This window comes from Dyella sp. C11 (genome assembly GCF_003121485.1).
Lineage (GTDB): Bacteria > Pseudomonadota > Gammaproteobacteria > Xanthomonadales > Rhodanobacteraceae > Dyella.
On the sequence record NZ_QAVX01000004.1, the window covers coordinates 168131 to 183749 of the forward strand.

Consider the following 15619-nt stretch of genomic DNA (forward strand, 5'->3'; position numbering starts at 1 on the left):
GTTACGGCTTCTGCGCCGCGTTCTTCCCCGACGCACCACCCACCATCGCCACCTGCTTGTTCGGATCGAGCGAACGCGTTTCCATCGCCACCTTCGTCGGGTTCACTTCCACACCCGGACGCACATGCTGCAGGCCGTTGACGATCACGGTGTCCTTGGCATCGAGACCTTCGGTAACCACGCGCAGGCCGTCCAGTAGCGGACCGGTGACCACGCGGCGGTATTCCACCTTGCGGTCGCCGCCCACGACGTACACGAACTTGTTGCCAAGATCGGTACCGACGGCGCGGTCATCGACCAGCGCACGCGGCTGGCGGCTGTCGCTGCGCAGCTGGATGCGGACATACAGGCCCGGCGTGTAGCTGGCATCGGCGTTGTCGAACACGGCGCGAAGACGGATCGTGCCGCTGCCCGCGCGTAGCTGGTTGTCGACGAAGTCGACGCGGCCGGTGTGGGGAAAGCCCTTTTCGTCGGCCAGCGCCATCGAGATCTGCGGCGAGTCGCCGTGTTCGCGACGCTGGCGGTCGAACTTCAGGTAGCTGTGTTCGTCCACGTCGAAGTAGGCGTAGATCGGGTTGATGCTCACCACGCTGGTCAACACGTCGTTGCTGGTGACCAGGTTGCCCGGCGTCACCAGGGCGTTGCTCACGCGACCATCGATGGGCGCGCGAATTTCGGTGAAGCCCAGGTTGAGCTTGGCGGCATCAAGCGCCGCGTCGGTCGAAGCCACCTGGGCCTTGGCGCTCTGCGCGGCCGTCTGCTGGCGGTCGGCTTCTTCCTTGGCAATGGCGTGCTGTTCGAGCAGGCGGTCGGCGCGACCGGCGTTGGCCTGGGCCAGCACCTGATTGGCCTTCGCCTCGGCGAGGTTGGCACTCAGGCGATCCACTTCGGCCTGGTAAGGACGCGGATCAATGCGGAAAAGAAGATCGCCTTTTCGCACGATCGCCCCTTCCCTGAAGTGCACCGAGTCCACATATCCGCTCACGCGGGGACGCAGCTGGATGGTGTCGACGGCCTGCAGGCGGCCGGTGAATTCATCCGCGTCGTCCACCGGACGCACCAGCACCTGGGCGACCGTTACGGCGGGCGCCGGCGGCGGACCGGCTTGGGCATGGCTGTCGCCGCTATGGCCCAGCAGCGCCCAGCTGCCGCCCACCACGGCGAGGGAAAGCATGGCGAGAATCCATCGTTTGTTCATCTTCGGCTCCCAGATTTGAACTCGCCGAAGTGGGGGTACCCCGACGATCAGGTGCGGAAGATTAGATGTACCATCCGGTTCAATAAATGCTTTATGATGCAACGCAATAGTGACTGCCAGTCACGAATGGGGTAAAAATCCAGCCTATGGAAGACTTTGCCGCAATCTCCGCGTTTGTCCGCGTGGTCGAGGCCAAGAGCTTCGCCGCCGCCGCCGCCCAATTGGGCATGACTCCCTCAGGGGTCAGTCGCGCCGTGTCGCGCCTGGAGGAACAACTGGGTGCACGCCTGTTGTTCCGGTCCACGCGATCCCTGCGTTTGACCGACGATGGGGCCTCGTTCCATGCACGTTGCAAGGAAATCCTCGCCGACCTGACCGAGGCGACCGAGGCCCTCGGCTACGCCAACAAGAAGCCGACGGGCAAGCTGCGCATCGGTGTTCCGGCTGCTGTAGGGCGCACCGTAATCATTCCGCGCCTGGCGGAATTCGAGCAGCGCTACCCGGATATCCGGCTTGAACTCTCAATGTGCGATTACCCCTACGACCTCAACGAGGAAGGCATCGATTGCGCCGTCCGCGTGGGGCCGCTGGAAGACTCCAGCCTGATCGCGCGCAAGATCGGCTACCTGCGCAACGTGATCATCGCTTCGCCGGACTACCTGGCCAAGTACGGCTCGCCACAGAGCATCGAGGATCTGAAGAACCACCGCTGCATCAACTACGTGCAGCCCAATGGTCGCCCGCGCCAGTGGCAGTTCGACACGCCGAGCGGGCAGGTGGGCGTGGATATCGAGGCGCACATCCTGATCAACGACGCCGAGTCGGTGATCCAGGCGGTGGTGTCAGGTCTTGGCATCACGCAGGCGCCGCACGTCATCGCTTCCTGCATGCTCGACTTCGGCAAGCTCGAACTGGTGATGACCGACACCATCTCCACCGGCAAGCCGGTGTGGATTGTCTATCCGCAGAAGAAGCACCTCTCCGCGCGCGTGCAGGCCTTCATCGAATGGGTGCGCGAAGTGTTCGAGCAGACCAACGAGCCGGGCAAGCACAAGAAGCCGGTGATGGTGGCGGTGCCGGAGCAGCGGCTTAGCGCGTGAGGGCGTTCGCAGGTGAGTCAGTGCGTAAGCGCACCCTCGACGTTTAGCTCAGTACAGCATCACCCTCACCGTCATTCCCGCCTTCGCGGGAATGACGGTGGGGGAGTCGAGCACCGCAAGCGTGTGCAACGCCGCAGCCCCGCACACGCATACAGCCTTCAACCGCCCGCCGGCACCAGCAGCAACAGCGCGATACCTAGCACGATGCGGTAGATCGCAAACGGAATGAAGCGATGGCTGCGGATGTAGCCGAGCAGCCACTTCACCGCCACGAACGCCACGATGGCCGACACGATGAAACCCACGATCAGTGCCGTCCAGTCTTCGTGGTGCACGCCGCCTTCCTTCACCACCTTCAGCAACTCATACCCGGTGGCTGCGTACATGGTGGGAATGCCCACGAGGAACGCGAATTCCGTGGCCGCGGCGCGATTGCTGGTGCCAAACAGCATGGCCGCGAAAATGGTGGCACCCGAACGCGACGTGCCCGGGAAGATGCCCGCGATCATCTGCGCAATGCCGACCAGGATCGCCACTACCCAGGTGACGCGCGTGCGATCGGGCTGACGCGCGGCGAGATACTCCGCCACGATCATCCAGATGCCGCCGATCACCAGCGCCCACGCCACCGGCGTCACCGCTTCGGGCAGCTTGAAGCCAAGCTTCACCGCAACCAGGCCGAGCACGGCCGTGATCATGAAAGCGACGAACAACTTGGCGAGGTAATCGCGGTTGGCCGGGTCGCGCCACTGCGTGAACAGTTTCCAGATGCGGCCCCAGTAAATGAACGTCACCGCGAGAATCGCGCCGGCCTGGATGCCGACGTTGAACAGATCCGATCGCTCGCCCAGTCCGAATTTCTCCGCGATCAACAAGTGACCCGTGCTGGAAATGGGGAGGAACTCGGTGATGCCCTCGATGATGCCGAGCAGGATGACGTTGATGAGATCGCTCACGAAAACTCCGGTCAGATGACAGCGCTGGCTCCATGCCGGCGCGAGGCGCCATAGCTTAAGCGAAGCAGGTGCCGAGTTTGTCCTGATCGAAAGCCTTCCATGCGCTTCCCGCTTGGTGCTGCAGCTGCACCCGGTTACCCTCGTTCTTTCTTGCGCTGCATCGCACATTCATGCGGGCGGCGGATTTTTTGGCAGGGACGGCGTGGCATGTCATCAGCGTTTTCAAACCGGGCGATGTCGTTATGGCGCCGCCTGCTTCCGGTGTTCCTGGGTGTAGCTGTGTTTGTGCTGATGACCGGGGGAAACATGCTGGCGCCCGGCAACGTCAGCTGGTTGCAGCACCAGGATCTTGCGCAGAGCTACCTGGGCTGGGCGTTCTATCGCCATGGTCCATGGGGCTGGCCGCTCGGCGCACATCCTTCGTACGGCCTGGAATTTCATTCGTCGGTTTTCTACTCCGACTCGATTCCGTTGATGGCGATGGCGTTGAAGCCGTTCTCTCCCTGGCTTCCGGAGCCGTTCCAGTATTTCGGCCTGTGGGTGCTGATGTGCTTCGTGCTCCAGGCCGTGTTTGCGTGGCGCCTGCTGTCCCTGGCGACACCAGGCGCGGTGGCGCGAACGCTGGGCTGCGTGTTCTTCCTGCTGGCGCCACCGTTGCTCTTTCGCCTCGGTGGGCACATGGCGCTGTTTGCGCATTGGCCGATCCTGGCTGCGCTGTTGCTGTACCTGGAGCCTTTGCCGCGTCGACAAGACGTCGCGTGGACCTGCCTGGTGGCCGCCAGCATGGTCATTCATGCGTACATCTTCGTGATGGTCGCCGCCGTGTGGGCGGCAGACCTGCTGCGCCGCGCCTGGACGGTTCGGGACGATCGCAGCGTTGCGGCATGGCTTCCGTTGATGCAGGAGGTTGCGCAGGTCGTTGCCGTGACCGTGGCCGTTGCGTGGCTGGCGGGCTTCTTCATGGTGCCCGGCGGTGGCATGGGTGCCAGCGGGTTCGGCTTCTACAAGATGAACCTGCTGGCGCCGGTCAACGGCGGTGGATGGTCGTGGTTCGGGCTGCAGACGCCGCAGGCGCTAGGTGAGTACGAGGGTTTCAACTACCTGGGCGTGGGCGCCGTGCTGCTGTGCCTTGCTGCCGCGGCAGCGCAACTCGCGGGCGCGTTGAAGAAGAACGATTCGGGGCTGACGGTTTGGCCGCTGTTGCTCGCCGCGCTTGGGCTCACCTTGCTTGCGTTGACGCCTCACCTTGGCATCGGCGCATGGCAGGGCACCTTGCCGCTGCCCGGGGCGCTGGAGCGCAAGCTGTCGCATTCCTCCATCCAGTCGACCGGCCGTTTGTTCTGGGTGGCTTATTACGCGTTGCTGGTATGGGCTTTCTTCGCCCTGGCACGTGCGTTGCCATCCCGCGCTTTCATCACCGTGCTGGTGGTGCTGGTGTCGCTTCAGTTGTTGGATCTGGGACCCGGCCTGGTTCGTTGGCGGCAACAGATCGTTCAACGCACACAGGCAGACGAGGCCTCGGCGTTGCGGGGTCCGTTCTGGGATGCGGCGGGCGAGCGCTATAAGCGCTTGCGGCTGGTACCCACGCGCGTGTTGGCGCCGAACTGGGAAGTGCTGGCGCGTTATGCGCTGAAGCACCGCATGCCCACCGATGCCGTGCAGGTCGCCCGCGCCAACTGGAAGGTCTTCAACCGCGTGCACGACGAACAACTGAAGCGGCTGGCCGAAGGTCGCCCCGAGGAAGACACGCTCTACGTGCTCGATGCCGACAGCGTCGAGGTTGCCACGCGCGCCGCGCGGGCTCAGGATGCAGTGTTCCAGCTCGATGGCTGGACCGTGCTCGCCCCCGGATGGGGCGTGGACGTGCCCGCCGAAGCGATGGACCTGAAATCGGGCCTCTGACCCTGGTCAGTCCAATTTTGGGGCAATCTGGTTTCGATTTTGACCATTTTTGGTGCAAGCAAGTATCGGAAAGCGATGCGTTTTGTCACCAAGTGGCTGATTCAATGAGCTATATCGGTTTGGCACGGCCTTTGCCAAAGGCTGCTTGATTTAACCCTTACACCCGCCGAGGTTGTCCATGTCGTCCCCCGTCCAGAAAGTGCTCGATCAGATCCAGGAACACGAAGTCGAATTCGTCGACTTCCGCTTCGCCGACATGCTCGGCAAGCATCACCACGTGACGTTCCCGGCCCACGCCATCGACGAGGGCACGTTCGAGGACGGCAAGATGTTCGACGGTTCGTCGATCGCCGGCTGGAAGGGCATCAACGAGTCCGACATGATCCTGATGCCGGACCCGGACACCGCCTACCTCGATCCGTTCAGCGCACACACGCAGATGGTCATCCACTGCGACGTGCTGGAGCCGTCGACCATGCAGGCCTACGGCCGCGATCCGCGCTCCATCGCCAAGCGTGGCGAGGCCTTCCTGAAGTCCACCGGCATCGCCGACACGGCCTTCTTCGGTCCGGAGCCGGAATTCTTCATTTTCGATTCCGTGCGCTGGCAGAACGACATGGGCCGCGTGTTCTACGAAATCGGCTCCGAAGAAGCCGCGTGGTCCTCGCGCTACAAGTACGAAGACAACAACACCGGCCACCGTCCGGGCGTGAAGGGCGGCTACTTCCCCGTCAGCCCCGTCGACTCGCTGGGCGACCTGCGCGCCGACATGTGCAAGGTGCTGGAATCGCTGGGCCAGGTGGTTGAAGTGCATCACCACGAAGTGGCGAATGCCGGCCAGTGCGAGATCGGCGTGAAGTTCAACACGCTGGTGAAGAAGGCCGACGAACTGATGACGATGAAGTACGTCATCAAGAACGTCGCCCACCAGAACGGCAAGACCGTCACCTTCATGCCCAAGCCCATCGTGGGCGACAACGGCAGCGGCATGCACGTGCACCAGTCGCTGGCGAAGGACGGCAACAACCTGTTTGCGGGCGACCTGTACGGCGGCCTGTCGCAGACGGCGCTGTGGTACATCGGCGGCATCTTCAAGCACGCCAAGGCCATCAACGCGTTCGCCAACTCCACCACCAACAGCTACAAGCGCCTGGTGCCGGGCTTTGAAGCGCCGGTGATGCTGGCCTACTCGGCCCGCAACCGTTCGGCCAGCTGCCGCATTCCGTACGTGTCGAGCCCGAAGGGCCGCCGCATCGAAGTGCGCTTCCCCGATCCGATGAACTCCGGCTACCTGGTGTTCACCGCGCTGATGATGGCCGGCCTGGACGGCATCATCAACAAGATCGACCCGGGTGCACCGGCCGACAAGGACCTGTACGACCTGCCGCCGGAAGAAGAGAAGAACATTCCGCAGGTGTGCGCGAGCCTGGACGAAGCGCTCAACGCGCTCGACAAGGATCGCGACTTCCTCAAGGCCGGTGGCGTGTTCACCGACGACTTCATCGATGCGTACATCGCGTTGAAGATGCAGGAAGTGACGCGCTACCGCGCGAGCACGCACCCGCTGGAATTCCAGATGTACTACGCACTCTGATCGCGTAGAAAAAACGGGAGAGGGGACGATGGGCGCTTCGGCGCCCTTCGTTTTTTTTGCGCCTCTTGCACGCGAAAAGTGCCGACGACGCATCGCGTTGTTCTACGCGATGTTGTCTAAGTAGTTCTACGGCCGCTTCGCCGCATACACGCTTTGATGATGCCCCTTCGCGCAGGCTTTGCCGCGCAGCTTTGTATGGCCACGTGCACATCAGCTAGCTCACTCAGTCGTTGAGAGAGATGCTCTATGGATGGACGTTGCGATGTTTCCCCAGGGGTGTGGCCGCAGCATCGCGAGTTGTCGCGAACGCCGTTGCACCGCGTAATCCGGGCCGTCCTGCGCACGCGACAGGTGTCCGGCTGCGGCGCCGTGTTGCTGCTGTCGTTGCCCCTGGCCGCTTATGCACAGACGTTTCCCACCATCATCAATGGTGCCAACATCGGGCCCGTCACCGTCGGCACGGTCAGCGGCAATACGCAGGTGCAGGGTGGAAGCACGATCACGAGCACGGGACAGGCATCCGGCCTCGCGCTCAGCGGCGGCTTTCTCGCTCAATTGAACACGCAGTCCGGCACGTCAGGCCCTATCGCAATCACCACCGTGGGCGGTACGGCCGTGCAGAACAACGGTGGCACGGTTGATGTGCCCTACGCCGGACTGGCCATCAACACGGGCAATGGCATCGGGTTTCTCGCCAACAGTACCGACCCGGCCGCACCCGCCGTCATCGATATCGACAATGGCGCCAGCGTCGCCTTGAGTTCATCGGGCGCAGCGCTCGGCGCCTATGGCGCAGGCGCAGCCATCAACGCGACGACGGTGAGCGTGAATCTCAACGGTGGAAACGGACGCGGTGCCGTCGCGCAAGGCGGCGGTGTGATCACGCTGGGCGGCACATCCGCGATCACCTCGACGGGTGGTAGCAGCCTCAACGCGCTGGCGCTCGGCGCCGCGGGTGCAGGCAGCGTGGTCAACGTGACATCGCCTGCCACCATCACCATGAATTCGCCCGGCGCCTTGGGCGTGTACATGTATGCCGGCGGTATCGTGCAGTTGCCGCAGAATCAGGTGTTCACGTTCGGTGGCAGCGGTGCGGGCGCTGACGGCATCACCGTGGACAGCACGCAAGTACCCACCAGCGCCATCGGCAGCGGTCTGACGCTGCATTTCAATGCGGCGTCATCCACCAGCACCAGCGCATCGACCGGAGTGGTCGTCATCGGTGGTGGCAGTATCTCGCTCACCGGGTTGACCGTGGATGGCCCCAATGCCGCGACGGGCGTGTGGGTGCGCAACGGCTCGACGGCCACGTTGGACCAGGGCCAGATCTCCGTATCGGCGGTGAGCAACACCGGTTTTTACACGCTACGCGCCGGCCAATTGCTCAACCCCGGCGGAGGCGCCGTGGGACCGATCTACGTCGGGACGTTTGGACTTCCAAATGCCGCGCTCAAATCCGATGGCGGCACGATCAACGCGAATGGCACGCAGATCGTCGTCAACAGCACGGCGTATACGGCGGGCGGTTATGCCTGGTCCAGCACCACTGCATCGGATGGCTCATACCCACAGGCGGTGCTCAATCTCAACCAGGTCAAGCTCACTTCCACCGGCCCGTCGACTTACGGATTGCTGGCGCAGGATGGCGGCCAGATCAACGCGACAGCGTCGCAGATCAGCAATGACAGCGGCATTGCCGCGTTGGCCCTGAGCGACTACGGCACACGCACGCCAGCCTCGCTGACCATCGCTGGCAGCACCGTCACCGCCACCGGCACCAACAGTGCGTTCGGTATGCCGTTCGGCACGATGGGACTGGATGCGATAAATCGTGCGGCCAGTGGAACGAACGTGGTCACGCTCACCGGCACATCGCTGTCCAGCCAGTCAGGCACGGCCATCGAAGCCACCGGTCCGTTGCAGATCACGGTGCAGCAGGGTTCGTCCATCACGGGCGGCGGTGACTTGCTCTACGCGTACCGCAACAGCAGCGGGCAGGCCACGCAGGTGCAGCTGGATGCCAACGACAGCACGCTCAGCGGACTGGCCCAGGCCGACAGTCAGAGCAACGCCAACATCACGCTGTCCAATCACTCCGCGTGGACGGGCGAGTCGTACTACGTGACCAACATCGATGTGGATGCGACCAGCAGCTGGACGATTCCCGCTGGCTCCGTGGTGTCGCAGCAACTGCTCAACAACGGCCTCGTGCAGTTCACCGCGCCCACGAGCGGCGTCTACAAGAGCCTGTATGTCCACGACTACACCGGCAGCGGCACGCTAGGCATCAACACCTTCCTCGGTGATGACAGCTCGCCGACGGATCGCCTGTACATCAACGGCGGCACGGCGGGCAGCCAGGGCACGATTCTCGTCCACAACACGGGCGGCCCGGGCGCGCTTACCAGCGATAACGGCATTCCGGTGGTGGAAGTGCTCAACGGTGGCACCACCCTGGCATCGGCCTTTGCACTGGCGGGCCCGGTGGTGGCAGGTCCTTACGAATACACGCTGGAACGCGGTGGTGCATCGCCCGGCACGGAGGACTATTGGTTCCTGCGCTCGACCATCAACTGCGAAGGCGGCACGCATCCGGGATGTCCACAGCCGCCAGCACCGCCCCCGCCGCCGGACCCGCCCGGACCTCCGGTGCCGCAGCCGCCCGGGCCGCCCACGCCGCCACCGGATCCGCCGCCGGTGCCGCCGGATCCTCCCGCCCCACCACCGGTGCCGGAACCCGAGGAGTCGGAAAAGCCGACGCCGGAAGAGGTCGTGCCCAACTATCGACCCGAGGTGTCGCTGTACACCGCGCTGCCGGGCATGGCCCTGCGCTATGGCTGGGCCACCCTGGGCGATCTGCACGAACGCGTCGGCGATGAAGAACAACTGCGCAACCGCAGCGACCTGCGCGAAGACAACACGCTCAACGCGTTGTGGGTGCGTGTGATTGGCGAAGACGGCAATGTGCGCGGCGCGTCGCAAGGCATCTACAACGGCAGCCCGCAGTACGACTACAACATCATCGCCTTCCAGGCCGGCATGGACATCTTCGCCGAAGAACACGAGAACGAGCAGCGCGATCACGCAGGCTTGTATCTGGGCACGGGCCGCATACGCAGCGACGTCACCAACTACGACGGCAACGACGCTGGCGACGACATCGTCAAAGGTCAATCGCTCGGCCTGTACTGGACGCACTTCTGGGCCGAAGGCCAATACCTCGATGCCGTGTGGCAGGGCACGTGGTCGAAGTACAGCGCGAAATCCGATGAGGGCCTGGCGCTGAACCACAACGGTTTCGGCTGGGCGGGATCACTGGAAGGCGGCTATCCCTTCCACAACGACACGCAGGTATGGGAACCGCAGGCGCAGGTGATCTACCAGCGCATCAACAACGGCCAATCCAGTGACGCAGCAGCGCTGGTGAACTTCAGCAACATCACCTCGCTGGTGGGACGCGTGGGTCTCCGCTGGGCCAACACGTGGACGCTGGAACCCACGGCGCAAGGCGCGCCGCGACTGTTCCCCGGCTGGCTGCGTTTCAATCTGTGGAAGGAGTTCAAGGGCGAACCCACCACGTCGTTCTCATCCGAAGACGGATTCGTGCCGTTCGACGGCAGCATCAAGGGTTCGTGGTGGCAGCTCAACGGCGGCATGACCTGGGAGCTGGACAAGAACACGTCGTTCTACGCCAACGTGGGCTATCAGAAGGGCTTCGACAGCCGGGGCTTCCACGCGTGGGATGGCAAGGTGGGTTTTCGCTGGAACTGGTAGCGGGCCAGGCGCGCAGACACTGTTAGTCGCCTTGGAAAAATCAGCGCGCGACGCCACCACGAGGGGTTGGCAACGTCGCGCGCCCGTTGGTGGTCAGTGGAGTTCCACCACCACCAGACCCTGCGGCGGGATGTCGATGCTCAGACGCCCGTTGGAGATCGATGCCTGTTCGGGAGCCGCGAGCTTGCCCGCTTCACGCAACTGAGTGATCTGTTCGCGGCTCGGGGTTGCCGGTCGACCCATCTTGTCGAACGCGGCCACGGCGTTGCCGTGATCCTGGTCCAGGCGCCACACGGTGGCGCTGGTGGCGTTGCCGAGATGCTTCACGTCCACGTCGAAGTGCTTGCTGTCACCCGTGGGCACGCCCGGCGTGTAGTCGGCGGTGTCACCCAGCGGCTTGGTGTAGTTCCACAGCGCCAGCACCACGGTGCCGTCGGCGCGGCGGGTGGCGAGCGCGCTGTCGGTCTTCAGCGGCAGCTGCGTGTCGCCCAGCTTGTGCAGCATGGCGAACGCGTTGAAGGCCGGCTTTTCGATACGGTCCGCAGCGATCAGGCCGAAGCCGCCGTAGAACGGCGTCTTCACCACGCCCTGTTCGTCGAACACGTCGGAGAACGACCAGTAGCTCATCATGTCCACCTTGCCGGCGCACTCGCGAATGGTGTTGGCCATCCACGGACCCATGTACACGGTGTCGGTGACGTTGGGCAGGTTGGCGTACGAGGCGTTGTATTCGCTGTAGATGAGCGGCAGTTTCGGAAATGCCGAGGCAGCGACTTCCTTGTGCGACTTCTCCACCGCGCGACACACCATGTCGCGACGCGGGATGTTCTCGTTGGTCTTGAACACGTTGTCGGCGGTGTCGTCGCCATAGACGTGTGTGCTGACGAAATCGATCGGCGCGCCACTCTGCTTCACATGCTTGAGGAATTCGGGAAGCCACGCGGCTTGCGCGGTACCCGGGCCGCCGACACGGAACTGCTTGTCGACCGACTTCACCACACGCGCCGTGCGGTCATAAAGGTCGTAATAGGTTTCCTTCTCGGGTTTTCCGCCCCAGAACGCGAGGTTCGGTTCGTTCCACACCTCGAAGTACCAGCTGCGCACTTCGTCGATGCCATAGCGCTCGATCTCGTGCTGCAGGAAGGTGCGCACCATGGCGTCCCATTCGTTCCAGTCCTTCGCCGGCATCACGTTGGGGTGGTACCAGAAGTCGTGATGGCTGGCCGGGTCGGTGCTCATTTCCGGCGGCATGAAGCCCAGCTCCACGAACGGCTTCACGCCGCGTGCGAGCAGGCCGTCGTACACCTGGTCCACGTAGTTGAAGTTGAATTGCAGCTTGCCCTGCGCATCGCGGTAGGCCACGCCCATGTCGCGGTCGAAAATGCCGTGGAAGCGGATGTAGGTGAAGCCCGTGGCGGCCTTCACGTTTTCCAGGTCCTTGCGGTAGTCATCGCGCAACGCGAGCACGGCGCGACCGGAACCGAACATGTTTTCCCAGAAGTGCGGCAGCGGCGTGCCCTTGGCCGTCGCGTCCACCTGCAGTTGCACCGAATCGTTGCCGGCCGGCGCCGCATACACGTTGCCGAGCAGGGCGAGGCAAGCCGCGGCGCAAGTGCGCAAGGCAAGACGGCGTAGCGGTGACGGGGTCGACATGGCGATTCCTTCGGTCGGGGGAGTGGGTTGGCCGGACATGCGGCGGCCGCTAGGATGTAAACGTTTACGCGATTCGCGGTGGAGTCTCTTACAGACCGGGTCGCATGATCAATAAGCGCACTTCACAGAAACCGGCGTCGCTGCGCCGCAACATGGCGAGCTGTCGTATGTCCAGACCTTTTCCCAAGACCTTTTTGCGTTCCCGCATCGCTTCGATTTGCTGCATGGCATTACTCACGGCCAGCGCGATTTCCGACGCTTCTGCAGTGACGCGAACGTGGGCGAATCCGGTCGATGTCGACTACCGCTACAACTTCGAGCAGATGAATCAGGAGATCTCCTATCGCACCGGTGCCGATCCGGCCGTGGTGCGTTATGGGGACGCCTACTACCTGTTCATGACGCTCGCCGATGGTTACTGGCATTCCACCGATCTGCTGCACTGGGATTTCGTGAAGCCTGATCACTGGCCGTTCGACAGCGAAGTGGCGCCGGCCACGCTGGTGGCGGATGGGAAATTGTTCCTCATGCAGTCGGCCACCGAGCCGCGGCCGCTGATGGTGTCCACCGACCCCGCGCACGGCCGCTGGCAGTTCTGGACGCGCCTGTTGCCGGCCGTACCCGGCGCGGTGTCCAGCGCGGGTGCGTGGGCGCAGAAGCCGGATGAATTGCCGCCCGGTCCATGGGACCCGGGCCTGTTCCAGGATGACGACGGCAAGGTGTATCTCTACTGGGGTTCGTCCAATGTCTATCCGCTTTATGGCGCTCAACTGGACATGAAGTTCGGCGCTGCCTCGGAAGGCGAGGGCAAGCGACTGGCGTTTGCCACGTTGCCGCAAGCGTTGTTGAGGCTCGATCCTGCCGACCACGGCTGGGAGCGCTTTGGCCAGGATCACGCCAACGACACCGTCAAGCCGTTCCTGGAAGGCGCCTGGATGAATCGCCACGCCAATCGCTATTACCTGCAGTACGCGGCACCGGGCACCGAATACAACGCCTATGGCACCGGCGTGATGGTCGGCGACGCGCCTCTGGGTCCCTTCCAGTACGCGCCGTACAACCCCATCGGCGACAAGCCTGGCGGTTTCGTCACTGGCGTGGGCCACGGTTCCACCTTCGAAGACGCCCATGGCAACGTGTGGAACACCGGTACGTCGTGGGTGGGCGCCAACTGGACCTTCGAGCGACGCATCGGCCTCTATCCGGCAGGTTTTCATTCGGACGGCCAAATGTGGGTCGATACGCGCTTCGGCGATTTCCCCCACCGCATGCCCGATCACGCACTGAAGGAAGGCGAGGACACGTTCACCGGTTGGATGCTGTTGTCGTATCGCAAGAAGGCGGTCGCCTCATCATCGTTGCCGGGTCACCCGGCCAGCGTCGTCACGGATGAAAACCCGCGCACATTCTGGGTGGCAGCCAGGAATGCGCCGGGACAGACACTCACGGTGGACCTGGGCGGTGAACGTACCGTGCGCGCCGTGCAGGTGAATTACGCCGACTATCAATCCGGCCGTTACGGCGATGCGCCGGACATCGTCACGCAATTCAAGCTCGAAGGTTCGAGCGACGGCACGCACTGGGCCCTGCTGGCGGAGCTCACACACGAAACCCGTGACCGCCCCAACGCATACATCGAACTGGACCAGGCTGCGCGCATCCGCTATGTGCGTTACGTTCACCAGCACGCGGGTGCCCACACACTGGCCATCAGCGACCTGCGTGTGTTCGGCAATGCCGAGGGTCCGATGCCCGCCGCGCCAACGCTGACCTGGGCCAAGCGAGGGACCGATACGCGTGATGCGGAAATCGCATGGACGCCTGTTCCCGGTGCGGTGGGTTACAACGTGCGCTGGGGACTATCCGCCGACCGCCTGCATTCAACGTATCAGCGCTTCGCCGACGAACCGACGACGCTGGTGCTGCATTCGCTCAACAAGGGCGTGAACTACGTGGTGGCCGTGGAAGCCTTCGATGAGCGTGGCGTCTCCGTGCTGTCGGCGGTTCAACCGCTGCCGGCGAACTGATCAGGCGTCGAGCGTCTGCCGCAACTGCTGCAACGCCGGCAACAGGCTTTCCGGCTCGCGCAACGCCTTGCGTGCCGCACCAATCGCCTGACGCACGCGGCCCGGCGTTTCGCCGCGGGTGATCACATCGATCGCTGGCGTGCGGCAGGCGAGCAAGGTGTCCACCCAGTCCGCCGGCTGCATGGCGCGAAAGCGGCGCGTGAACCGGCGGCTGGCACGAAACGGCGCAGCCATGTCCTGGATCTGATCAAGGCTGCTGGCCAGGCGAGCAGGCGTGCGTTCGGCCATGGCCGGGTCCATCGCTTCAGCCATCGCGGCCAGTGCGTCGGCCAGCCGGCGGCGCAACACATCGGTCGAGCGTACCGGCCAGACGAACCACGCCGAGGCCAGCCCGATCACTGCGCCGATCACGATCTCTTCCAGTCGTTGCCACAGCAATGTGGACGGTGGCTGCGCATCGAAACCCTGCAACAGGGCGAGCGCCAACGTCACGAACAGCGCCCACCAGGCATAACCCAGTGGACGCAGCCATACGCCGAAGAACAAAGCTGTAAGGATCAGTACGCCCGTGGTCGCGGGGTTGTCCGCGTGGAACGTCAATGTCATAGCGAGCACGGTGCCTGCCGCTGCGCCCAGTACGCGCAAGCCACTCTTGTAGGCCACGTCCAGTCGCCCACGATTGCCGCTGTGCACGATGAAGGCCGTCAGCACGATCCACGCCCAGCGCTCGGCAAAGAACGCGTAACCCACCGCGAAAGACAGCGCCAATGCCACCGCCATCTGGATCGCCATGCGCGTGGTGGCGTCGGGGCGGAGGCTGCTTTCCTGCTTTTGCGGCGTTGGCATCACCACTGGCGCGGGCAGCGGCGGAAGCAACTTCAATCTTCGCGCGCTCACGTGGCACACCGTCACCCACAACAACGCGAGCAACGCCACCAGTACCGGTACCAGCCACGTAGGAATGGCAGCACCCGAGGCGACGCGAACATGCGGCACCGTCAGCAGCGTGACAAACGGCAGCGCGATCACCCCCGCCGCGCGTCGCGCCATCGAACCAAACCGACGCAGCCACACGGAAAGAAACATGCCCACCACAAACGCCGTGGCACCCATCCACGGCGCATGACGCAACAACAAGCCCACGCCCATGGCGACAAACGCCACCAGCGGCAACACGACCACCGCTTCCAGTCGCCCGCGCAGATCGCGGTCCATATGGCTGCGCGACAGCGAAAGACTCAGCACCACCGCCAGCACGGCGGGACCGGGGCCTGGGGCGATGACCCATGTGCAAAGCAACGTGGCGATGCTCGCCAGCATCGTAATCACCGCTTCAACCAAGGGTTGTACGAGCGCCGATGCCTCCAGCCGGGTCATACGAATCCAGAAAGGAAGATCGTTGCTCATGGCTACCG

The 15619-nt window shown here is 63.6% G+C and carries 10 protein-coding genes; 5 read left to right on the forward strand and 5 right to left on the reverse strand.

The window, feature by feature from the left end:
- Position 1: 1 nt before the first annotated feature.
- On the reverse strand, positions 2–1198 hold the full coding sequence (locus DK366_RS06330) for an efflux RND transporter periplasmic adaptor subunit (protein WP_109124696.1): 1197 nt from the start codon (positions 1196–1198) through the stop codon (positions 2–4).
- A gap of 146 nt (positions 1199–1344) precedes the next feature.
- Here DK366_RS06330 and DK366_RS06335 point away from each other — a divergent pair, with 146 nt between their 5' ends.
- On the forward strand, positions 1345–2298 hold the full coding sequence (locus DK366_RS06335; protein WP_109124697.1) for a LysR family transcriptional regulator: 954 nt from the start codon (positions 1345–1347) through the stop codon (positions 2296–2298).
- 158 nt (positions 2299–2456) lie between these two features.
- Here the strand turns inward: DK366_RS06335 and DK366_RS06340 are convergent, their stop codons facing one another.
- Positions 2457–3254, reverse strand: coding sequence for an undecaprenyl-diphosphate phosphatase (locus tag DK366_RS06340; RefSeq protein ID WP_109124698.1), 798 nt, complete (start codon positions 3252–3254; stop codon positions 2457–2459).
- A 234-nt stretch (positions 3255–3488) separates the two neighbouring features.
- Between DK366_RS06340 and DK366_RS06345 the strand changes: the two genes are divergently transcribed.
- The 3 genes from DK366_RS06345 (at position 3489) to DK366_RS06355 (ending at position 10524) form a co-directional block, all read left to right on the forward strand.
- Positions 3489–5156, forward strand: coding sequence for a DUF6311 domain-containing protein (locus DK366_RS06345; protein WP_109124699.1), 1668 nt, complete (start codon positions 3489–3491; stop codon positions 5154–5156).
- Between the two features lie 178 nt (positions 5157–5334).
- Complete coding sequence (glnA, locus tag DK366_RS06350) at positions 5335–6750, forward strand: type I glutamate--ammonia ligase (RefSeq protein WP_109124700.1); 1416 nt, start codon at positions 5335–5337, stop codon at positions 6748–6750.
- A gap of 246 nt (positions 6751–6996) precedes the next feature.
- Positions 6997–10524, forward strand: coding sequence for an autotransporter outer membrane beta-barrel domain-containing protein (locus DK366_RS06355; protein WP_157956462.1), 3528 nt, complete (start codon positions 6997–6999; stop codon positions 10522–10524).
- Between the two features lie 93 nt (positions 10525–10617).
- Here DK366_RS06355 and DK366_RS06360 read toward each other — a convergent pair whose 3' ends face one another.
- Positions 10618–12177, reverse strand: a complete 1560-nt coding sequence (locus DK366_RS06360) for a glycosyl hydrolase family 39 (protein ID WP_109124702.1) — start codon at positions 12175–12177, stop codon at positions 10618–10620.
- 88 nt (positions 12178–12265) lie between these two features.
- Positions 12266–12403, reverse strand: a complete 138-nt coding sequence (locus DK366_RS21375; protein WP_198651454.1) for a hypothetical protein — start codon at positions 12401–12403, stop codon at positions 12266–12268.
- Here DK366_RS21375 and DK366_RS06365 point away from each other — a divergent pair.
- Positions 12402–14204 (forward strand): family 43 glycosylhydrolase, encoded by a 1803-nt coding sequence (locus DK366_RS06365; protein ID WP_232820937.1) that lies wholly within the window; start codon positions 12402–12404, stop codon positions 14202–14204. The genes DK366_RS21375 and DK366_RS06365 overlap by 2 nt on opposite strands.
- On the opposite strand, the gene DK366_RS06370 is transcribed toward DK366_RS06365, so the two are convergent.
- A complete protein-coding gene (locus DK366_RS06370; protein ID WP_157956463.1) occupies positions 14205–15611 on the reverse strand; it encodes an FUSC family protein in 1407 nt (468 codons plus the stop codon).
- Between the last annotated feature and the right edge of the window lie 8 nt (positions 15612–15619).